Source organism: Streptomyces sp. NPDC097129, assembly GCF_055668065.1.
On the sequence record NZ_JBVOQE010000002.1, the window covers coordinates 648,662 to 670,263 of the forward strand.

16 protein-coding genes are annotated in these 21,602 nt (G+C 73.6%); 7 read left to right on the forward strand and 9 right to left on the reverse strand.

All coding sequences use genetic code 11. The features are described 5' to 3' along the window. The first annotated feature begins 66 nt into the window (after nt 1-66). Nucleotides 67-492 carry a YybH family protein gene (locus AC0B9F_RS08665; protein ID WP_472000030.1) on the forward strand — a complete coding sequence of 142 codons (426 nt, stop codon included), beginning with the start codon at nt 67-69 and terminating at the stop codon, nt 490-492. A 126-nt stretch (nt 493-618) separates the two neighbouring features. On the opposite strand, the gene AC0B9F_RS08670 is transcribed toward AC0B9F_RS08665, so the two are convergent. Continuing rightward, nucleotides 619-1,197, reverse strand: a complete 579-nt coding sequence (locus AC0B9F_RS08670) for a maleylpyruvate isomerase N-terminal domain-containing protein (protein WP_472000032.1) — start codon at nt 1,195-1,197, stop codon at nt 619-621. Between the two features lie 252 nt (nt 1,198-1,449). Between AC0B9F_RS08670 and AC0B9F_RS08675 the strand changes: the two genes are divergently transcribed. Further along, the gene (locus AC0B9F_RS08675) at nt 1,450-2,625 is read left to right on the forward strand and encodes an acyl-CoA dehydrogenase family protein (protein WP_472000034.1); all 1,176 of its coding nucleotides are present in this window, start codon (nt 1,450-1,452) and stop codon (nt 2,623-2,625) included. A 132-nt stretch (nt 2,626-2,757) separates the two neighbouring features. Here AC0B9F_RS08675 and AC0B9F_RS08680 read toward each other — a convergent pair whose 3' ends face one another. Continuing rightward, nucleotides 2,758-3,663, reverse strand: a complete 906-nt coding sequence (locus tag AC0B9F_RS08680; RefSeq protein WP_472000036.1) for an NAD(P)-dependent oxidoreductase — start codon at nt 3,661-3,663, stop codon at nt 2,758-2,760. A 161-nt stretch (nt 3,664-3,824) separates the two neighbouring features. Further along, a complete protein-coding gene (locus AC0B9F_RS08685) occupies nt 3,825-4,376 on the reverse strand; it encodes a flavin reductase family protein (protein WP_472000038.1) in 552 nt (183 codons plus the stop codon). Nucleotides 4,377-4,583: 207 nt separating this feature from the next. On the opposite strand from AC0B9F_RS08685, the gene AC0B9F_RS08690 reads away from it, so the two are divergent. Both AC0B9F_RS08690 and AC0B9F_RS08695 read left to right on the forward strand, forming a co-directional pair. Further along, complete coding sequence (locus tag AC0B9F_RS08690; protein WP_472000040.1) at nt 4,584-6,188, forward strand: aspartate aminotransferase family protein; 1,605 nt, start codon at nt 4,584-4,586, stop codon at nt 6,186-6,188. Nucleotides 6,189-6,357: 169 nt separating this feature from the next. Then, nucleotides 6,358-8,661, forward strand: a complete 2,304-nt coding sequence (locus AC0B9F_RS08695; RefSeq protein ID WP_472000043.1) for a BTAD domain-containing putative transcriptional regulator — start codon at nt 6,358-6,360, stop codon at nt 8,659-8,661. Nucleotides 8,662-9,602: 941 nt separating this feature from the next. On the opposite strand, the gene AC0B9F_RS08700 is transcribed toward AC0B9F_RS08695, so the two are convergent. Genes AC0B9F_RS08700 through AC0B9F_RS08710 form a run of 3 tightly spaced genes read right to left on the reverse strand, consistent with a single transcriptional unit; the run spans nt 9,603 to nt 13,100 of the window. Then, nucleotides 9,603-11,651, reverse strand: coding sequence for a BTAD domain-containing putative transcriptional regulator (locus tag AC0B9F_RS08700; protein ID WP_472000046.1), 2,049 nt, complete (start codon nt 11,649-11,651; stop codon nt 9,603-9,605). After that, complete coding sequence (locus AC0B9F_RS08705) at nt 11,578-12,480, reverse strand: thioesterase II family protein (protein ID WP_472000048.1); 903 nt, start codon at nt 12,478-12,480, stop codon at nt 11,578-11,580. The genes AC0B9F_RS08700 and AC0B9F_RS08705 overlap by 74 nt, the downstream gene beginning before the upstream one ends. 5 nt (nt 12,481-12,485) lie before the next feature. Beyond that, the gene (locus AC0B9F_RS08710) at nt 12,486-13,100 is read right to left on the reverse strand and encodes an NADPH-dependent FMN reductase (protein WP_472000050.1); all 615 of its coding nucleotides are present in this window, start codon (nt 13,098-13,100) and stop codon (nt 12,486-12,488) included. Between the two features lie 177 nt (nt 13,101-13,277). On the opposite strand from AC0B9F_RS08710, the gene AC0B9F_RS08715 reads away from it, so the two are divergent. Then, nucleotides 13,278-14,021, forward strand: a complete 744-nt coding sequence (locus tag AC0B9F_RS08715) for an SDR family oxidoreductase (protein ID WP_472000052.1) — start codon at nt 13,278-13,280, stop codon at nt 14,019-14,021. A 92-nt stretch (nt 14,022-14,113) separates the two neighbouring features. On the opposite strand, the gene alc is transcribed toward AC0B9F_RS08715, so the two are convergent. Both alc and allB read right to left on the reverse strand, forming a co-directional pair. Next, the gene (gene alc / locus AC0B9F_RS08720; RefSeq protein WP_472000054.1) at nt 14,114-15,229 is read right to left on the reverse strand and encodes an allantoicase; all 1,116 of its coding nucleotides are present in this window, start codon (nt 15,227-15,229) and stop codon (nt 14,114-14,116) included. 68 nt (nt 15,230-15,297) lie between these two features. After that, nucleotides 15,298-16,635, reverse strand: a complete 1,338-nt coding sequence (gene allB, locus AC0B9F_RS08725) for an allantoinase AllB (protein ID WP_472000056.1) — start codon at nt 16,633-16,635, stop codon at nt 15,298-15,300. Nucleotides 16,636-16,930: 295 nt separating this feature from the next. Here allB and AC0B9F_RS08730 point away from each other — a divergent pair, with 295 nt between their 5' ends. Together AC0B9F_RS08730 and AC0B9F_RS08735 are read left to right on the forward strand one after the other, a co-directional pair. Continuing rightward, nucleotides 16,931-17,734 carry an IclR family transcriptional regulator gene (locus AC0B9F_RS08730; protein ID WP_472000057.1) on the forward strand — a complete coding sequence of 268 codons (804 nt, stop codon included), beginning with the start codon at nt 16,931-16,933 and terminating at the stop codon, nt 17,732-17,734. A 1,054-nt stretch (nt 17,735-18,788) separates the two neighbouring features. Next, a complete protein-coding gene (locus tag AC0B9F_RS08735) occupies nt 18,789-21,161 on the forward strand; it encodes an ATP-binding cassette domain-containing protein (protein WP_472000060.1) in 2,373 nt (790 codons plus the stop codon). Nucleotides 21,162-21,188: 27 nt separating this feature from the next. On the opposite strand, the gene AC0B9F_RS08740 is transcribed toward AC0B9F_RS08735, so the two are convergent. Beyond that, nucleotides 21,189-21,497 carry a DUF5955 family protein gene (locus AC0B9F_RS08740; protein ID WP_472000062.1) on the reverse strand — a complete coding sequence of 103 codons (309 nt, stop codon included), beginning with the start codon at nt 21,495-21,497 and terminating at the stop codon, nt 21,189-21,191. Nucleotides 21,498-21,602: the final 105 nt, after the last annotated feature.

The window sequence follows — 21,602 nt, forward strand, 5'->3', positions numbered from 1 at the left end:
GTCCCTTTCCTTCGCAGCCACCGTCACAGACGCAGCCACCAACACAGAGAGGCGGGCCGGTCCACCATGGCCTACGACTTCAGCACCGACTTCGATCCCGCGCACCCCGACCTCACCGACGACACCGAGACCCAGAACGAGATCTTCCTGCAGGCGTTCAACTCCGGTGACGGGGCGCTGTTCGACAGCCTGTACCGCGAGGACGCCATCTCCAACTTCTCCGGCGAGCCGCTCACCGGCGCCGCCCGGCTCGCGTTCTTCAAGGAGTTCCTGGCCGCGAAGCCCGCGCTCAAGGCGGAGATCACGCACGCCTACGTGGCGGGCGACGTCGCCCTGGTGGGCGTGAAGTACAGCATCGACACCACCGGCGAGGACGGCGAGCCCGTCCACCTGGAGGGCGTGTGCACCGACGTCCTGCGGCGCGGTGACGACGGCCGCTGGCTGATGGCCATCGACCGGCCGGTGGCCGCCACGGGCCTGGTGGCGGAGTAACCACCGCGAACGCCCTTCCCCCGGGACGCACCGTGCCCCCTGGACCACCGGGTCCAGGGGGCACGTCGGAGTCCGACGAGGAGGCAAGTCGGCGTCCGGCGGTCGCGCGTGGTGCCCCCGGGGGGGTCAGCGCACGTCGCCGTACCAGCGCCAGTCGCTCTGCCGGGGCAGGCCGGGCAGGGCGAGACGGCCGGCGCACCACAGCAGCGTGTCCGAGGGGCGGTGGCCGGCCGGGGCGCCGGGGAAGAGCCGCTCGACGACCGGCGCGCACAGCTCGTCGTCGAGGGCGGCCTCGATGCCGAAGCCCTGGGCGATGTCCCGGCTGTGCACCAGCAGTTCGAGGACGCCGGCGGCCGCGAACGCGGTCCGGTCGCCGAAGCCCCACGGGTGCCAGGCGCGGACCTCGGGTCCGGTCACCCGCAGGGTCTGGGCGAGCAGGGCGCCGCCGATCCGTACGCCCTCGGCGATCTGGTCCGCGGGCGCCGCCGGGTCCAGGGTGAAGCGCAGCGCGATGTAGCGGTCGGTGGGCTGCGCGATCAGCAGGGCCGCGTAGCCGATGACCGCCTGCGAGAGGTGGTCGGCGGTCTGCAGGCTGCTCCACGTCAGCTCACCCGCGGGCCGGGAGAAGTCCCCGGCGCATTTCTCCAGCAGGGCCGCGCTGTCCTGCGCCGCGGCCGTCACGATGTCGTCCCAAGCATGGCTCATTCCCCACATGCTGCCAGGCCGTCCACTCTCTTTCCGGCGCGCCGACAATCGGGCGCCCATCGTCCGGTCACCGCCCGGTAATCGGTGGGAAAGACACGGGGAATCGCCCGGCCATGTATTTTCCCGCCGCCCGCGCCGTTCACGGCGCCGGCGCGATTACCGGAACGAGACCAGGGATTTCCCGGCCGGGGAATCCCACCGCTTAGCGTGAACGAGCAGTTTTCCGATCCCGTGCGACGAGGAGAAACACCGATGGCCTCCGAAGAAGAACTCGTCTCCGTCCTCGACGGGGTACACGCCGCCGTGCCGGCGCTGCGCCGCAACGGGCAGGAGAGCGAGCAGCGCCGCTGGATCGTCGAGGAGAACATCCAGCTCCTGGAGAAGGCCGGGGTCTTCCGCGCCGCGGTGCCGAAGAAGTACGGCGGTCTCGACCTGGACGCGGCCCAGCAGGCGCAGGTCGTCTCCGAGGTGGCCCGCGGCTGCCCGTCCACCGGGTGGCTCACCATGGTGTGGCTGACCAGCGCCTGGTGCGTCAGCCTGTACCCGGACCGGGCGCAGGAGGAGGTCTTCGGGTCCGGCTCCACCCGGGTGTCGATCGTGTTCGCGCCGAGCGGCACCCTCCGCCCGGTCGACGGCGGCTACCGGCTGAACGGCACCTGGCGCTTCAACTCCGGTGTCCGCGGCGCCGACTGGGATCTGCTGGCCGCCGAGGTGGAAGCGCCGGACGGCTCGCACCAGGAGCTGGTCGCGCTGGTGCCGACGTCCGAGCTGACCGTGACCGACGACTGGCACGTCTCCTCGGGCGCGGGCACCGGCAGTTGCACCGTGACCGCCGAGGACCTGTTCGTCCCGGCCCACCGCGCGGTGCTGCTGGAGGAGGCGATGGTCAGCGCCACCGGCGATCGCGCCAACACCGGTGCGACGGGCCGCAATTACGGCCTGCTGGGCTACATCCTCTCCAGTGTCGCCGCCGCGCTCATCGGTATCTCCCAGGGCGCCTACGACCTGTTCCTGGAGCGGCTGCCCGGACGCGGCATCACCTACACGGACTGGACCGACCAGCGCCTGCATCCCGTCACCCAGCAGCAGCTGGCGGTGGCGGCGAACAAGATCGAGGCGGCCCGGGCGCTGTCGGAGCGCTGGCTGGAGGTGCTGCAGCGGCGGGCCGACGCCGGGGAGCAGCCCACGGACGAGGAGAAGGCCGTCATCCGCGGCCGGACGGCGTACGCGGGACAGCTGGCCAAGGAGGCCGTGGAGCTGCTGTACGCGGCCAGCGGCGGCTCGGTGATCCGCACGGACGTGGACCTGCAGCGCTTCCACCGGGACATCCAGGGCTTCTCGCTGCACGCCCTGGTGCAGCTGGGCGCGAACCTGGAGGTGCAGGGGCGGGTCCTGATGGGCCTGGAACCCGGCACCTACTTCCTCTGATCCTCCTTCCCGGTCCGGCCCGCCCCGGCGGGCCGGACCCCTCGGGGCGGGGCCGGTGCGGCGGCCCGCCCCGGGGTACGCCGACGGGCCCGGACCACCCCCTCGTGGTCCGGGCCCGTCGGCGCGAGCGGGTCACGCCCGGCCGCGTTCCTTGTCCGGGGTGCGGAACAGCTCGATCATGCTCGCGTAGCTGTTGCCGCTGAAGCCGCCGGCGATGCTGCGCTCCATCAGGCCCTTGACGAAACGCGGCAGTTCGGCGTTGACGCCCTGCGACTCGCTCTCGTGCACCAGGTGCTGCAGCGCGCCGAAGTGCACGTCCATGGTGGCGTCCCGCGCGGGGTACGCCCCGTCGCCGGCGTCGATCTGACCGGCGTAGTCCGTCGCGAACAGCTTGACGGCGTCCACCCACTGGGTCGCCCAGGGCAGGAACTCGGACGCCTTGACACCCGCGGTGGCCAGCAGCGCGGCGCCCTGCAGGAAGCTGTTGAGCGTGCCCCACATCATGCCGAGCAGCGCCACGTCGTACAGCGGCGCGAGACCGTGGTCCTCGCCGAGGTGGGTGGTGCCCCCGCCGAGCACCCGCAGCGTCTCGCTGTGCCGCTGGTAGGCCTGCTCCGGCCCGGCGTAGAAGAACACCGACTCCGCCGCGCCCACACCGGCCGGTACGGTCATGATCGCGCCGTCGAGGTAGTCGAAGCCGGCGTCCTTGGCCCAGGCCGCGTTGGCCCGGGCCTGGTCCGAGGAGCCGGAGGACAGGTTGGCCACGACCCGGCCGGCCAGCCGGTCGGCCACCGGGTCCAGCACCGCGTGCAGGACGTCGTTGTCCGACACGCAGACGACGACCAGGTCGGCGGCCGCCACCGCGTCGGCCGGGGAGGCGGCGAGCACCGCGCCCCGCGCCACCAGGTCGTCCGCCTTGCCGGCCGACCGGTTCCACACGGTGGTCGGGTGCCCTCCCGCGAGGAATGCGGCGGCCAGCGCCTGGCCCATCAGCCCGAGGCCGATGACGGTCACCGGTGAACGGTCCTTGTCCGCCATGGAAACTCCGTTTCACAAACGTTGCGAATGTTTCCGCGTCATCAAAGCAAGGGCGGAGAACGAACACTTCACGGTCACGGCATTACCGGGTCACGGTCCGGTCATCGACGGGTCATCGGCATTACGCGGAATCGATCAGCGGTGCTTTTCAATCCCGGGCGTCATTCGGCGCCGGATTCCACCCGGCCGAAGCGGCCGTCGACGAACAGCAGTCCGCGCCCCTGCGCGACCTGGCCGGCGCCCACCACCGTCCCGATGAAGATGGTGTGGTCGCCGAAGGCGTGCGCGGCCGTCAGCTCGCACTCCAGCCAGGCGAGCGAGCCGCCGAGCAGCGGGGCGCCCGTCGTGCGGCCCGGCGCCCAGGACACCCCGTCGAACTGGGCGGCGCCCAGCGTGCGGTTCTTGTCGGCGAAGTGCCGTGCGAGCGGCTCCTGTTCCGCGCCGAGTATGTTCACGGCGAAGTGTCCGGCCGAGGTCAGCGCCCCGTGCATCACCGCGCTGTGGCCCACGCTGCACAGCACCGACGGCGGTTCGAGCGAGACGGAGCTGAAGGCGTTGGCGGTCATGGCGTGCAGATGCGTGCCGCCCACCGTGATGACGGTGACTCCGGTGGCGAAGCGCGACATGACCGTGCGCAGCACGGAGGGAGTCACCTCGTCGTGCGCGGGCGGGGCGAGGGACGCGGTGTCGAGGTCAGCGGGCGCGGAATTCATTCCGTAATCTCCGATTCTTTTTCGCGGCGCGCTTCAAGGCCCTGCCGTTGGCGAACCAGGGCCCGCATTCGTCAACGTACCGCCGGGTTCCCGACGGTCCGTCATCCGCCGGTAATCGCCTGTTCCCGCCTTTCGCACCCTCGTGGTAATGGCCGGAAAAGAGCCGGCGATGACCGGCCACTGACCGGACCGGCGCAGTCTGAAGCCATGGACACCAAGAACTCCGCGGCCGGCGGGCCGGAACTGGCCGAGCCGTATCTGCGTCAGGTGCTGGACACGGCGGGTCTGGCCGTCGAGTACGTGCGCGCCGAGGGCAACACGCTGTACCGGCGCGGCGAGGGCGACGAGGAGATCCCGGTCGCCGACTTCGCCGGCGGGTACGGGTCGGTGCTGCTCGGCCACAACCATCCGGACCTCGTGGCGTGCGCCCGGGAGCTGCTGGAGTCGGGCACCCCCGTGCACGCCCAGTTCTCCCGTCACCCCTACGCCAACCGGCTCGCCGCCGGACTGAACCGGATCGTGGGGCGCGAACTGGGCACCGACGAGCCCTACTACGCGATTTTCGCCAACAGCGGGGCGGAGGCCGTCGAGGCGGCGCTCAAGCACGCGGAGCTGGACCGGGGCCTGAAGACCGCCGCGCTGCGCGACGAGCTGGACAGCGCAGTGGAGGCGGCGCGCGCCGCCGTGGCCGAAGGCCGGGCCCAGGTCCCGGACCGTGTGCGCCGCCGGTTCGGGATCGATCCCGGCTCGCTGTCGCCGGACGCCCTCGACCAGCTGGTCGCCCGCCTCGCCGTGGACAACGCCGCCCAGCTGGACCGGCCGCCGCTGTTCCTGGCGCTGGAGGGCGGCTTCCACGGCAAGCTCGGCCTGAGCGTCCAGCTCACCCACAACGAGTCCTACCGCACCCCGTTCCGGGCGCTGGCCGCGCAGGCGCGGTTCGTGCCGATGGACCGGCCCGAGGTGCTGAAGGAGATCCACGCGCGGGAGCGGGGCGTGGTGCGGGCCCTGGAGGTGACCGGCAGCCAGATCGACGTCGTGGAGCGGGAGTTCCCGGTCTTCTGCGCCTTCCTCGTCGAGCCGGTCCAGGGCGAGGGCGGCATCCGCGTGCTGGGCGCCGAGTTCGCCGAGGCGATCCAGCGGTTCTGCGCCGAGATCGACTGTCCCGTCGTCGTCGACGAGATCCAGAGCGGCATGGGCCGCACCGGCACCCTGCTCGCCTCCTCGCAGGTGGGTCTGCGCGGCGACTACTACACGCTGGCCAAGACGCTGGGCGGCGGCCTGGCCAAGACGTCCGTGATGCTGGTGCGCGCGGCGCGCTACCGGCGGGAGTTCGAGATCGTGCACAGTTCGACGTTCGCCAAGGACAGTTTCTCCTGCACGATCGCCCTGAAGGTGCTGGAGCTGCTGGAGGCGGACGGCGGCGCCGCCTACCGCCGGGCCGAGGAGCGCGGCGCCGCCCTGCGCGCGGTACTGGAGGCCGTCCGCGCCGACTTCCCCGACGTGGTCAAGGACGTACGGGGCAAGGGGCTGATGCTCGGTCTGGAGTTCCACGACCTCGCCGGCTCGGCGTCGGAGTCGGTGCGCTCGCTGGCGGCGAGCGGACTGTTCGGCTACTTCCTGGCCGGGCATCTGCTGCACGCCCACCGGGTGCGCACCTTCCCGACGGCCAGCGCCGTGAACACGCTGCGCTTCGAGCCGTCCGTGCAGGTCTCCGACGAGGAGATCGGCCGGCTCGAGGCGGGGCTGCGGGACGTGTGCCGCCTGCTGCGCGAGGGCGCCGGCGAGCGGCTCGCGGGGGCCGCGGCGGGCTGACGCCGTCCACCACCGCGGCGGCCCCGTCTCCGCCCACCCGCACCGGGAGGCCCTGTAACGGGCCTTCACCCGTCAGGCACGTTACCGTCCTCTGGGGAACACACCGGCTTGGCACGTTCGGCCCGGGTCGGCACCACGACCGGGCCGGGGAGGAAACGGGGGGAGCGTCATGGAGTTCCGACTGCTCGGACCGCTCGAGGTGGAGGGCGCCTCGGGCCTGGTAGCGCTCGGGGGCACCAGGCAGCGTGCGGCGCTCGCCTATCTGCTGCTGCACGCGGGCGAGGTCGTGCCCACGCGGCGGCTGCTGTCCGCGATGTGGCCGGCCGACCGGGTGCCGGGCACGGCCCGCAAGATCCTGCAGAACGCGGTCTGGCGGCTGCGGCGCACCCTCGCCGTGCCGGGCGATCCGCAGTCCCGGCTGCTGACCCAGGCGCCGGGCTACGTGATGCGGGTGCCGTCGGAGCGGGTCGATCTGATCCGGTTCGAGCAGCTCGCCGACCGGGGCAGGGCGGCCCTCATCGGCCGGGACGCCGCGGGGGCGCGCGGGGCGCTGCGCGAGGCGCTGGGCCTGTGGCGCGGCCCCGCGCTCGCGGACCTCGCCGAGGCCGGCACCGACTGGCCGGAGCTGGCCGCGCTGGAGCAGAAGCGGCTCGACGTCATGGAGGACTGCTTCGAGGTCGAACTGCTCTGCGGCCACCATCAGTCCGTACTGGGCGATCTGGACGCGTTCGTCCAGGCGGAGCCGTTGCGCGAGCGGGCCTCGGGCCAGCTGATGCTCGCCCTGTACCGGTGCGGGCGGCAGGCGGACGCGCTGAACGTCTACGCCCGTATCCGGGCCGCGCTGGTCGAGGGGCTGGGGCTGGAACCGGGCCGTGAGATGCAGCAGTTGCAGCAGGCCATCCTCGCCCAGGACCCGGGGCTCGACCTGCCCGGAGGGGTCCTGCGCGGGCCGCAGCCGCCCCTGTCCGCCGCCCCCTTACCGGGCCTGCCCGCGGCGGGCGCGTCCGCGCCGGTGCACGGCGGCGGGCCGGGGCCGGTGCCGGGCGAGGGCACGCCGTCCGGTGAGCCGGCCTCCGGCGCCCCGGCCGCGCCGGGCACCGCCCGGGGTGAGGCCGCCCTTCCCGACCGCTCCCCCGCGTCCGCGACCGCGCACGGCTTCGGTGACGCCCACCTCTTCGGCACCGGGACCGCCGCCGGCGGCCGCCACCGCGACGGCTACCGGTCGGGCAGCGTGCTCATGGTGCGCTTCGGACTGGGCCCGGAGTTCGACGACCTGCCCGCCGGGGACATCGACCGGGTGCTGGACACGGTGTGCGAGCTGGCCCGTGAGGAGATCGAGAAGGCGGGCGGGTGCGCGGCCTCGTCCATAGGGTCCTTCCTGCTCGGCCTGTTCGAGGAGGAGGCCGAGCGCGACGACTGCGCGGAACGGGCCGTCCGGGCGGCCGTCGCGGTCCGTGACAGCCTGAGCGTCTCCGCCTCCCCGCTCGCCCCGCCCACCATGGTGATCAAGGGGTTGTCGGTGCACGCCGCGGTGGCGACGGGAACGGCGTACGTGTGCCGGTGGCCGCCCTCCGCGGCGGGCGGCGACGAGCCGTGGATCGGCGGGGAACTGGTCGATGCCTGTGAGGCGTTGCTGGGCCCGGCCCCGCCCGGTGAGGTGCACGTCTGCGACGAGACCCGCCGGCGCACCCGGGAGACGGTCACCTGCGGGCGGCCGTCCGGTCCGGGCGCGGGCTGGCGGGTGCACGCGGTGCGGTCGTTCGCCGGGGAGAGCGGCCGGTGCTACGGGCGGGAGTCCGACCTCGACCTGATGACCGGGTTCCTCGGGCGGGCCCGGCAGCACTCGGCTCCGCACCTGGTCACGGTCCTCGGCCCGTCCGTCCTGGACCGCAGCCGGCTGCTGCTGGAGTTCCACCGCCGCCTGGCCCAGGGGGCTGACCCGGTCCGCGTGCTGAACGGCTCGGTGACCGAGGCGGGGGACGCGCTGTCGGTGCCGGCCGGCATGCTCGCCGCCTACTGCGGCATCGGCCGCGGGCAGGACGCCCTGACGACGGAGCGGTCCCTGACCCGGGCGGTGCGCACGGTGGCTGACGCCGACACCGCCGCGGAGCTGTTGCCGGCGTTGCGGTCCCTGCTCGCGCCGGTCCGGGCGGAGGGGGAGCAGCGGCGCCTGCTGGCCGCCTGGCGCCGCTTCATGGCGCTGGCCGCCCGCACGGCCCCGCTGGTGCTCGTCTGGGACGCCCTGCACCGGGCCGACGGCGCCCTGCTCGACACCGTGGAGCAGTTGTGCGCGGACTGCCCGGACGCACCGCTGCTGGTCGTGGCCGGCGCCCACAACGACCTGCTGGCCCGCCGCCCCGGCTGGGCCGGCGGACTGCAGCACGCGATGACCCTGCGCCTGACGCCACTGGCCGAGAACACCCTGGACCGCCTGCTGCGCTCGGTATTCCTCCCGGACACGGACGCGGCCTGAACCCGCCCCCGCCGAACGGTCGCCCGGAGGGCCCCGCACCCCGGGCGCCCGGCAGCACCGCCCCCGGGCCGGGCCCACGAACCCGGCAGAGCGCACCGGGCCCGTTCAACGAACCCGGCAGCACCGCGCCGAGCCGGGTCCATGAGACCGGGCAACGCCGCGCCGGGCCGAGTCCACGAGACCCGGCAGCACCGCGCCGGGCCGAGTCCATGACACCCGGAAGCACCGCGCCAGGCCGGGTCCACGAGACCCGGCAGCAACGCACCGGGCCGAGTCCATGAGGCCCCGGGCCGGCCTGACGGAACCGGGCCCCGGGCCGAGGGAACCGGGCCCGGGCCTGGGGACGGCAGCCATTCCCCCGGTCCGGCAAAACCCCTGCCCCTGGCCCGCCGAAAGCCACCCGGCACCACCACAGCGCGTCATCGCGACGACGCTCGGCAGACGCCGCGGACCATCGGGACCGGGCCGGGAAAGCCCAAGGCGGTCCGGCTCAGCCCCGTAGCCACCGCGCCATCCGGGCAAGCCGCGGGCCCCGGTCCGTCTGTCCCTCCCTCACCACCCCCAACGACGCGTCCACCGCCACGGGTTCGGCAGACGCCCCACCCCGCCACTCACCGGGTTCGGGCCAAGGAGACCCGAGGCGGCCTCGGTTCGGCTCGGCAGGCACCGCACACCCACCAGAACAGGCCGGAACGCCCGGGCGCAGTCCGGCAGGCAGCGCACTCGACCCGACGGCCGCCGGGCTCGACCGGCACCCTGGGTCGGCCCGGCACACCCCGGCCCCGCTCCAGCAACCCCGCACACGACCCGCTGCACCCGGGCCCCAGTCCAGCCCCCTCCGCACACGCCCCGGCAGGCCCCGCCCGCCCCGCAGGCCCCCCGCCTGGCCAAGCCCGGCGTCCGCCCTCGGTCCGTGGCGCGTGGTGGTCGTGCTCAGCGTTTCAGCGGCGGGTGTCCGTCCAGGGGCCCGGCGACGGTTGCTGTTGGGCGGGGGTGCCCAGCCAGCCCGTGTCGACGGTCGGTTCGGTCGTGGCGCCGGGCAGGCGTTCCAGGGTGAGCGTGACGCTGTGCCGCAGGCCGGTGCCCCACCGGGGGCGCCGGTCGAGCAGTTCCGTCCCCAGGGCGGCGGCGACGATGAACAGCGGGACCTCGTGCGGCACCGACGCGAGCCGTTCCACCAGGTCCAGCACCGCGTCCTCCGCGAGGTGCGCGTCGTCCACGCACAGCACCAGCGGTTGCTCCCGGGCCAGCAGCACCAGCAGTTCGCACCAGGCGTCGAACGCCTCGCCCCCCTGGTCCCCGGCCGGGTGCGGCCGCCCGGGACCGAGCCGGTGCAGCAGCCGCTCCGCCGTCTCACCGCGCCCCGCCACCCGGCGTACGACGTCGGTCAGTCTGCTGTCGGCCGTGTCGGACACCGCCAGGCCGCAGCAGGCCCGCAGCACGTCGCACACGGTCCAGCCGGCCACGTCGGCGCCGCGCACCCGCACCACCCGCACCGCCTCGCCCTGGATGTGCCGGACGAAGTCGGCGAGGAACCGGGTCCTGCCCACGCCCCGCGCGCCCAGCAGGGTCACCAGGTGCGGGGCGTCGAGCCGGCGCGAGCGCGCCAGCAGGCCGGTGACGAGGGCGAGTTCGGCCTCGAACCCACCGGACGGGTCGGGCAGCGCGGCGGCCTCCCCGGCCATGCGGAGCCCGGCCACCGCCCACACCCCGGAACGCTCCGTCGGCAGGTGCCGTACCAGCGCGGCGGTGTCCCGCACCGCCTCGCCGGTCAGCTGGATCTCCCCGGACGGCACGCCGGTGAGCAGGCTGCGCGCCTCGTCGACCAGGCGCCCCACCACCCGCACGGGTACGGACGCGTCGTAGGGGTTGTGGCGCACCAGGGCCTCGCCCGCGGACACCGTCGCGTGCCAGGTCGGCCCCGGCACCTGGCTGAGGCGGGCGCGCAGGGCGACGGCGGCGCGCACGGCGTGGAGCGAGGCATCGGCCCGGTCGCCGTCCAGCCCGAACACCGCGACCGAGACGCCGCCCAGCGAGCCGGCGACGGTGCCGCCGAACTCCTCCACGCAGTCGGCCACGGCCGTGACCGCGTCGTACAGCGCACGCGAGGAGCGGGTCTCGGCGGCGGAGTCCTCCGCGGTCCGCACGCCGACCAGCAGCACGGCCACCGAGCGGCGTTCGGTGTGCAGGGCGGACGGCGCGGCGGCGCGGGGCGCGGTCCGCTCCGGCAGGCCGGGCCGCCGCTCGGGCGGCTCCGGCCGGGTGTGCACGGCGGGCAGCACGGGGACGACGGTGGCGGGTGCGGCCAGCGCCGGGTCGTGCGTGAGGATGTTCTGCTGGAGCGACTGGAGTTCGCGCGAGGGCTCCAGGCCGTGCTCGTCGACGAGGGAGCGGCGTACCCGGCTGAAGACGTCCAGCGCCTCGGCCTGCCGCCCGCAGCGGTACAGCGCGAGCATGAGCTGGCCGCACAGCCGTTCACGCAACGGCTCCTCCTCGGCGAGGGAGACGAGTTCGCCGAGGACGGAGTGGTGGTGACCGCTGCGCAGTTCGGCCTCGAAGCGGTCCTCCATGACGTCCAGCCGCAGCTGGCTCAGCGCGGTCAGCTCGGGCCAGTCGGTGCCGGCCTCGGCGAGGTCCGCCAGGGCCGGCCCGTGCCACTCCTCCAGTCCCGCGCCGAGCAGCTGCGCGGCTTCCGCGGGCCGCCCGGCGGACAGGCGGGCGCGGCCCTCGGCGACCCGGCGGTTGAAGCGGTGCAGGTCGACGGTGTCGGGATCGACGCGCAGGATGTATCCCGGCGCCTGGGTGACGAGTTCGGGGCGCGGGGCGTGCGCCGGGACGCTCTCCTCGGAGAACAGGGCGCGCAGTCCCCACACCGCGTTCTGCACGATCTTGCGGGCGGTGGCGGGCCGGTTCTCGTCAGGCCACAGCGCGCCCAGCAGTTCGCTGGTCGCCACCACCCGGTTCGCGCGCAGCAGGAGCAGTCCCAGCACCGCCCGCTGCTTGTGTCCCCCCAGCGCGAGTTTGCGCTCCCCCTCGGATGCCTCCAATGGGCCCAGTACCCGGAATTCCACTGCTTCCCCCAGTCCGTGTCCGCAATCGGCCGGCAATGACGGTGGTCACCTCGTCCAGCCGGTCACTCAGATAGAAGTGGCCCCCCGCGAAGACCAGGACCTCGTTGTCCTGCCGCGTCTGCCGTGCCCAGCCGTCCACGGACGCGACCGGTACGACCGGGTCGGCGTCCCCGACGAGCACGGTGAGGGGGGTGTTCAACGTGGGACCGGCCTGCCAGCGGTACGAGGCGAGGGCCCCGTAGTCGGCGCGCAGCGCCGGCAGCACCATGTCGACCAGTTCCGGATCGTCCAGGACGGAGGCGTCGGTGCCCCCGAGGTTGCGGACGGCGGTGAGGATGGCCGCGTCGTCCGGGAGCCGGTCGTGCCGGTTCGGTGTCGGGCCGGGCGCGCCGCGCCCGGACAGGAAGAGGCGCACCGGCGCCGGCGCGGACCTGGCCTGCAGGATCCGGGCCGTCTCGTAGGCGACGAGCGCGCCCATGCTGTGGCCGAAGAACGCGTACGGCCGGTGCGGGTCCGCGGTGAGCCGGTCGGCTATCGCCGCGGCGAGGTCGAGGAGGGAGCCCGCCGGCGGCTCGCCGCGCCGGTCCTGGCGGGCGGGGTACTGCACGGCCAGGACGTCGAGGCGGCCGGCCAGCTTGCGTGCCAGCGGCGCGTAGACGCCGGCCGAGCCTCCCGCGTGCGGGAAGCAGATCAGCCGGCACTGCGCCGGCTGCGGCTCGCCGAACCGGCGGAACCACGTGATGTCCATGTACGTCACTCCTCCGCGCGGGCGGGGTAGGGGTATGCGTACGGCTCGTGGGCCCGGGCCCAGCGCAGGGCCCGGGCCCACCAGTCGAGCCGGTCGAGCATGGCGACGGCGTCCTGGCGGCAGTCCTCGGTGTCGAGGAACTGGCCCTCGGACCCCCACCGCTCCTGGTAGTTGTGGAAGCTGACGGTCTCGGGGATCGTCATCGCGTGGGACTCGGCGAAGACCTGGCGCAGTTGGCCGACGGCGCACAGCCCGCCGGACGGGCCGCCGTAACAGAGGAACCCGACGGGTTTGGCGTGCCACTCGCTGTCGTACCAGTCGATGGCGTTCTTCAGTGACGCCGGATAGCCGAAGCGGTACTCCTGCGTCACCACGGCGAAGGCGTCGGCGGCGGCGAGCCACGGGGACAGGTCCCGCACCGCGGACGGCCGCGGCACCGCGGGGTCGGCGGTCATCAGGTCCGGGAGCCAGGCGGTGGCCAGGTCGATGACGTCCACCTCGAAGTCGCTGCGCGACCGGGCGCGGGCGGCGAGCCATTCGGCGGCCGCGAGACCGAACCGGCCCTCCCGGGCCGCGCCAACGAGGATCACCAGCCGCAGCCGGTCGTCTTCGTCGTCCATGTCCGCTCCTTCAGGCCCGTTCGAGCGCGTCTCCAGCACCGTCCCCACTGTGCGACATATGCCTTCGGAAAGCCTTCGGGTCTCCTTAGGGTCGCCTTAGGCCGCGCGCGGCGGGCCCCGCAGCTCGATGTCCGTTGCCCGCCGGTCCTGCGGGCGCGGGCGCGGTGGGATGAAGGCATGACGGAGAACACGGCTCTTCACGGCAGGACGGCTCTTGTCACCGGCGGCAGCCGGGGCATCGGGGCCGCGACGGCACTGCGGCTGGCGCGCGACGGCGCGGACGTGGCGCTGACCTACGTACAGGGAAAGGAGGCGGCCGAGGACGTCGTGCGGGCCGTCGAGGCGCTCGGCCGGCGCGCGGTGGCGCTGCGGGCGGACGCGGCGGACGCGGCCGAGGCGGCGGGCGCCGTGGAACGGGCCGCCGACGCGCTGGGCGGTCTCGACGTGCTGGTGAACAACGCGGGGGTGGGGGTGCTCGGCCCTCTGGAGAGCCTGCCGGTCACGGAGGTGGACCGGGTGCTCGCGGTGAACGTGCGGGCGGTGTTCCTCGCCTCGCAGGCGGCGGCCGCGCGGATGACCGACGGCGGGCGGATCATCACCATCGGCACGTGCATGGTCCAGCGGGTGCCGGGGCCCGGCGGCACGCTGTACGCCATGAGCAAGGCGGCGCTGGTCGGGCTGACGAAGGCCCTGGCGCGGGAGCTGGGGCCGCGCGGGATCACGGCGAACATCGTGCACCCCGGCCCGATCGACACCGACATGAACCCCGCCGACGGCCCGTACGCGGCTGGCCAGGCCGAGATGACGGCCCTGGGCCGGTTCGGCCGGCCGCAGGAGGTGGCCGCCACCGTGGCACACCTGGCGGGCGCCGCGTACGTCACGGGCGCGGAGTTCTCGGTGGACGGCGGCCACGCGGCCTGACCGGACACCCGCCGCCGGACGGGTACGCGCGCGTGGGGCGCACCGGTGCTGTCAGGCCGGTGCGCCCCACGGGTCTTTCGGCGGGCGCTGCGTCAGCCGCCCAGTTCCTGGTGGCGGGCCGCCAGGCGCGTCGAGCCGGCCTCCGTCAGGGAGCCGAACAGGCGCAGGCGGGAGATGCCGCCGTCGGGGAAGATGTCCACGCGCGCGTGCGTGCCGACGGCGGGGGCCGGCAGGACGAAGCGGTGGTTGGTGTCGGGCTGCATGCGGGTGCGCGGCAGGACCTCGACCCACTCGCCGTCCTCACCGTCCTTGACGGACACCGACGCCCAGCCGGCGCTGTTGCCCTTGAGGTAGGCGGTGTCGATCTCGATGGCGCGGATCTGGGACTGGGCGACCAGCTGGTAGCGGATCCAGTCGTTGCCCTGGTCGCGCCGGCGGCGGGTCTCCCAGCCGTCGTCCATCTTGCGGGAGCGGCCCGGCTGGATGGTGTTGGTGGCGGGCGAGTAGAAGAGGTTGGAGGCGTCCTCGACCCGGCCGCCGTTCTCCAGGGCGACCACGTCGAAGGTGCCGAGCACCTCGAGCCACTTCGGGTCGGGTACGACCTCGCCGTACACGCGCAGGCGCGCGACGCCGCCGTCGGGGTGCTGCTTGAGGCGCAGGTGCGTGAAGCGCTGCTCGACGTCGACCGCGAAGCCGTTGGCCGCGTGGCCGCCGACCGCGGTGCGCGGGACGAGCGTCGTCCACTTCACGTCGTCGGCGAGCAGTTCCTCGGGCGACGGGGAGCCCGGCACGGACGTGGCATCGAGGGAGACGGCCTGCGGGTAGTTGCCGCGGAAGTGGGCGGTGTCGACGACGACGCCGCGGACGACGCCGGGGGCGCCGAGGCGGATCAGCGCCCAGTCGTGGTCGTCCGCGGTCGGCCACGGGTGCCCGGCGGAGGCGCCGCGCCGGCGGCGGGTCTCCCAGCCGTCCATGATCTTGCCCTTGTGCCCGAAGTGCTCGGGGTCGAACTCGGCGGCCTCGGGGACCAGCAGGTTCTCGCGCTGGGCGAAGAACTCGTCGTTGGCGGCGATGACACCGGCGCCGAGCTGCCGGTCGGCGAGGTTGGCGTGGTGGGTGAAGGGGAAGTCGGCGGTGCGGTAGTCCGCGTACGGGTCGCCGCCGGAGTAGGGGTTCGCGTCGCCGGTGAAGCTGGGTATCGCCGTCACGGTGATCAGGTCCTGCCTTTCGGTTCTCAGGTCTACGGGGGTGGGAGTGGCCGATGGCGCCCCTTCGGTCAGCCGGCCCGGTTGAGCAGACGGCCCTTGGGCTCGGTGAACTCGCCGCCCGCGACGATCCGCTCGCCGCGCAGCCAGGTCGACTTGACCACGCCGTAGAGCGTCTTGCCGGCGTAGGCCGTGACGCGGTTGCGGTGCTGGAGGGCGGCCGGGTCGACGGTGAAGGTCTCGTCGGGGGCGAGGACGGCGAAGTCGGCGTCGCGGCCGGCCTCGATGGCGCCCTTGGAGCCGAGGCCGGCCAGGGCGGCCGTGCGCTCCGACATCCAGCGGACGACGTCCTCCAGGCCGTGACCGCGCTCGCGGGCCGCGGTCCACACGGCGGGCAGGCTGACCTGCAGGCCGGAGATGCCGCCCCAGGCGGTGGCGAAGTCGTCGGTCTTGAGGTCGGCGGTGGACGGCGAGTGGTCGGTGACGACGCAGTCGATGGTGCCGTCGGCGAGCGCCTCCCACAGCAGGTCCTGGTTGGCGGCCTCGCGGATGGGCGGGCAGCACTTGAACTCGCTGGCGCCGTCCGGGACCTCCTCGGCGGTGAGGGCCAGGTAGTGCGGGCAGGTCTCGACGGTGATCGCCACGCCCTCCGCCTTGGCGGCGCGGATCAGCGGCAGCGCGTCGCTGGAGGACAGGTGCAGCACGTGCACGCGCGCGTTGAGGCGCTTGGCCTGCGCGATGAGGTTCGCGATGGCGGTGTCCTCGGCGTCGCGCGGGCGGGAGGCGAGGAAGTCCGCGTACTTGGGGCCGCCGTGCTGCGGGGCCGCGTCGAGGTGGTGCGGGTCCTCGGCGTGCACGATCAGCAGGCCGTCGAAGCCGGCGATCTCGGCCATGGACTGGGCGAGCTGGTCCTGGTCGAGGTGCGGGAACTCGTCCACGCCGGACGGCGACAGGAAGCACTTGAAGCCGAAGACGCCGGCGTCGTGCAGCGGGCGCAGGTCCTTGACGTTGTCCGGCAGGGCGCCGCCCCAGAAACCGACGTCGATGTGGGCCTTCTCGCGGGCCACGTCCTGCTTGACCCGCAGGTTGTCGGCGGTCGTGGTGGGCGGCAGGGAGTTGAGCGGCATGTCGATGAGGGTGGTGATGCCGCCGGCCGCGGCCGCGCGGGTGGCGGTCCAGAAGCCCTCCCACTCGGAGCGGCCCGGATCGTTGACGTGCACGTGCGTGTCGACCAGGCCGGGCAGCAGGACGTCGTCGCCGAGGTCCTCCAGGCGGGCCGTGGCGGGTACCTCCGCGTCATGCGGGAGTACGGCGGTGATCTTGCCGTCGGCCACCACGACGGACGCGGGCCGCGTCCCCTCGGGAGTGATGACGCGCCTCGAACGCAGGACCAGTTCAGCGTCGGACACCCGGACCCCTCTCTCTGCCGCCGTGGCCCCGCCTCGGAGGCTTCAGCGGCCTCCGCGCGTCTTCCACACAGCGGAAATTCAACGAACTGTTGAAGCTACTTCGGGAGTCTTCACTCCCGCCTTCGCATCGTCAAGGGCACACTCATCCACAGTGCACCCGAACCGCCCACCCTGGACGTTTCCACAAAGCGGAATTAGAATTCCACCAGATAGAACGTAGCTACGCACAAGCGGGGAGTCAACCGACTGCCGGGTAGGCTGCTGCCTCTTCAGTCAGTCCCGAAAGGAACGCGCCGTGCCGACGTCCAGCGCCAGCACCACCGACTCCGCCAAACCCGCCGCCACGGGGGGTGTCCAGTCCCTGGAGCGCGCCTTCGACCTGCTGGAGCGCATGGCGGACGCCGGTGGCGAGGTAGGGCTGAGTGAGCTGTCCGCGAGCAGCGGACTGCCGCTGCCGACCATCCACCGCCTCATGCGCACCCTGGTGGCGTGCGGGTACGTCCGCCAGCAGACCAACCGGCGCTACGCCCTCGGTCCGCGGCTGATCCGCCTCGGCGAGTCCGCGGCCCGGCTGCTGGGCACGTGGGCGCGGCCGTATCTCGCGCGCCTCGTGGAGGAGACCGGCGAGACGGCCAACATGGCTCTGCTCGACGGCGACGAGATCGTGTACGTGGCGCAGGTGCCGTCCAAGCACTCGATGCGGATGTTCACCGAGGTGGGCCGGCGGGTGCTGCCGCACTCCACCGGCGTGGGCAAGGCGCTCCTCGCCGACTACCCGCCGGAGGAGGTGCGGGCGCTGCTGTACCGCACGGGGATGCCGGCCGCCACGGACAAGACGATCAGGACGCCGGACGACTTCCTGGCCTCCCTGGAGGAGGTCCGCCGGCTCGGTTACGCCATCGACGACAACGAACAGGAGATCGGCGTCCGCTGCCTCGCGGTCTCGGTGCCGAACTCCCCCACGGCGGCCGCGATCTCCATCTCGGGCCCGGCTGGCCGCGTCACGGAAGCCGCCACGGACAAGATCGTCCCCATCCTCCAGCAGGTCGCGGAGGAACTCTCCGAGGCCCTGACCAGCTCGGGCAACAACGGCGGCTGACCCCTGCCGGGGGCGCGGCGCTCGCGGCAGGCTCTCGCCGCCGGCGCCTGGGATGCACCGGCGACTTGGCCTGCGGCCGGGGCGCCGGCGGCGGGCGCCGGCCGGGGCGACGGCCGGGGCGACGGCCGCGGGCGCCGAGCCAGGGCGACAGGCACCGGCCGCCAAAGGCGCGGAGCGCAGGGCGACGGGCACCGGCCGGCGAAGGCGCGGAGGCCAGGGCGACGGGCACCGGCCGGCGAAGGCGCGGAGGCCAGGGCGACAGGGCGACAGGGACACGAGCCGCTGGACCCCGAGGGGGCGTGGAGGCCAGGGGCGGGACGCGCGAAGCCCGGCGCAGACCGGCACCCGGCACGGCCATCCCGGCGCCCGGCCGGCGGGGCCGCCAGGGCCACGGCGACACCAGGGCCACCTGCGGGGGCGCGGACGCCAGGGCCACCGGCGGGGGCGCGGGGCCGTGGTACGCCAGGACCACCTGCGGGGGCGCGGGGGCATGTCGCCAGGACCATCGGCGGGGGCCGCGGGGGGCGTGTCCCAGGACCACCGGCCGAGGCACGGGGGGCATTTAGCCAGGACCACCGGCGAAGGCACGCTCGCCGGGCCACGGACGCAGGCGCAGGACGCCACGGCCCCGTCGACGCGACGCGGGGGACGCCAATTTCTGACACGCCGGAGTCCCCGCACACCCCGCAGGCAGACGGGCCCGAGCGCACCCCGTCGTGCAGGACGAGCCCCGGCTCCGAGGGGCCGATGCCTGCGCCCTCCGGGGGCCGCCCCAGCCCACCCCACAGGCTGACGCACGCCCGCCGCGCGCCCCACAGGCTGACGCGCGCACCCCGCAGGCAGACGCCCACCACGAACACCCCCCATCGAGTGGACGCGTTCCTCGCCCGTACCGCAGATCCCGTCCGCCGCCGGCAGGCGAAGGTCAGGATTCGAGAAGCGCTCGCCCCCCGGTTCCCCGTAGCGTGAGTGGCACGGGCATGCGTGGGGCGCCGGCCGGGCCGGCCGGCGCGGGCGGTGTCCGTGATCGAGGGTCTGAACGGATGGAGACGCCATGACCAAGGGCACGGGGACCGGCCACGCCGCCGACAGCCATGACCTGATCCGCGTGCACGGGGCGCGCGAGAACAACCTCAAGGACGTCAGCGTCGAGCTCCCCAAGCGCCGGCTGACGGTCTTCACGGGCGTCTCCGGCTCCGGCAAGAGCTCACTGGTGTTCGACACGATCGCCGCCGAGTCGCAGCGGATGATCAACGAGACCTACAGCGCCTTCGTCCAGGGCTTCATGCCGACGCTCGCCCGCCCCGACGTCGACGTACTGGACGGCCTGACCACCGCGATCACCGTCGACCAGCAGCGCATGGGCGCCGACCCACGCTCCACCGTCGGCACCGCCACCGACGCCAACGCGATGCTCCGCATCCTCTTCAGCCGCCTCGGCAAGCCCCACCTCGGCTCCCCGAAGGCGTTCTCCTTCAACGTCGCCTCGATCAGCGGCGCCGGCGCGGTCACCGTGCAGCGCGGAGGGCAGACCGTGAAGGAGCGCCGCCAGTTCAGCGTCACGGGCGGTATGTGCCCCCGCTGCGAGGGCCGCGGCTCGGTCACCGACATCGACCTCACCCAGCTCTACGACGACAGCAAGTCCCTCAACGAGGGCGCGCTGAGCGTCCCCGGCTACAAAACCGGCGGCTGGAACCACCGCCTGTACACCGAGTCCGGCCTCTACGACGCCGACAAGCCGATCCGGAAGTTCACCAAGCGGGAACTCCAGGACTTCCTGTACCGCGCGCCGACCCGGATGAAGATCGCCGGCATCAACATGACCTACGAGGGTCTGGTCCCGCGCATCCAGAAGTCGATGCTCGCCAAGGACAAGGAGGCGATGCAGCCGCACATCCGGGAGTTCGTGGAGCGGGCCGTCACCTTCACCACCTGCCCCGAGTGCGAGGGCACCCGGCTCAACGAGGGCGCCCGCTCCTCCAAGATCAAGGGCCTGAGCATCGCCGACGTCTGCGCGATGCAGATCAGCGACCTGGCCGCCTGGGTGCGCGGCCTGGACGAGCCCTCGGTCGCGCCGCTGCTCACCTCGCTGCGCGACACCCTCGACGCGTTCGTGGAGATCGGCCTCGGCTACCTCTCGCTCGACCGGCCGGCCGGCACCCTCTCCGGCGGCGAGGCCCAGCGCGTGAAGATGATCCGCCACCTCGGCTCCTCCCTGACCGACGTGACGTACGTCTTCGACGAGCCCAGCATCGGCCTGCACCCGCACGACATCCAGCGCGTGAACGACCTGCTGCTCCAGCTGCGCGACAAGGGCAACACGGTGCTCGTCGTGGAGCACAAGCCGGAGCTGATCGCCATCGCCGACCACGTCGTCGACCTCGGCCCCGGCGCCGGCACGGCGGGCGGCACGGTCTGCTTCGAGGGCACCGTGGCGCAGCTGCGGGGCAGCGGCACCCTCACCGGACGCCACCTCGACGACCGGGCCCGGGTGAAGGACACGGTCCGCACGCCCACCGGGAAGCTGGCGATCCGCGACGCGTCCACGCACAACCTGCGGTCCGTGGACGTCGACATCCCGCTCGGCGTGCTGGTCGTCGTCACGGGTGTCGCCGGGTCCGGCAAGAGCTCGCTCGTGCACGGGTCGATGCCCGCCGACGCCGCGGTGGTCTCCATCGACCAGACCCCGATCCGCGGCTCGCGGCGCAGCAACCCGGCGACGTACACCGGCCTGCTGGAGCCGATCCGCAAGGCGTTCGCCAAGGCCAACGGCGTCAAGCCGGCGCTGTTCAGCGCGAACTCCGAGGGCGCCTGCCCCACCTGCAACGGCGCCGGCGTGGTCTACACCGACCTGGCGATGATGGCAGGGGTGGCCACGACCTGCGAGGAGTGCGAGGGCAAGCGCTTCGAGGCGTCGGTGCTGGAGTACAAGCTCGGCGGCCGCGACATCAGCGAGGTGCTGGCGATGCCGGTGACGGAGGCGGAGGAGTTCTTCGGCGACGGGGAGGCCCGTACGCCGGCCGCGCACAAGATCCTGAACCGCCTGTCCGACGTCGGGCTCGGCTACCTCACCCTGGGCCAGCCGCTCACCACGCTGTCGGGCGGTGAGCGGCAGCGGCTGAAGCTGGCGACGCAGATGGGCGACAAGGGCGGCGTCTACGTTCTCGACGAGCCGACGACCGGGCTTCACCTGGCCGACGTCGAGCAGTTGCTGGCTCTGCTGGACCGGCTGGTCGACTCCGGGAAGTCGGTGATCGTGGTGGAGCACCACCAGGCCGTCATGGCCCACGCGGACTGGATCATCGACCTGGGGCCGGGGGCGGGCCATGACGGCGGGCGGGTGGTCTTCGAGGGGACGCCGGCGGATCTCGTCGCGGCGCGGTCCACACTCACCGGTGAGCACCTGGCGACGTACGTCGGCGGTTAGCGCCTCGTCGTCTGCCCGGTTCTCCGGTCAGGCGGGCGCGTTGAAGAGCTCCACCGCCGCCCGGACCTCCCTCAGCGCCCCCGACAGTGCGCTCACCGAGCCGATCGCCCCCGCTATGAGCAGCAGGGAGCGGCGCAGCAGAGCCGGCTCGGGAGTGCCCTGGGCGGCCATGGCCGTCAGCGCGGCCAGCTCTTCCTCCGCTATGTCCCGGTCCCTCAACTCGGCCGGGTACGCGGCCAGTTCACGGTGCAGACGGGACGCCGCCGCGCGCAGTCGGCTCGCGCGCAGGTCCCCTTCGCCGCCGGTGACCGGCTTGTGCTGAACGCTCCGCAACACAGCCCTCCCCTTCGCACTCCGTCGTGCGATCTCCCTGAGCCGTCCGGTCCGCGCCGGTGCGGTGAGCCGGGGCGGGGGAGACAGTAAACGACACCTCGCCGCGGC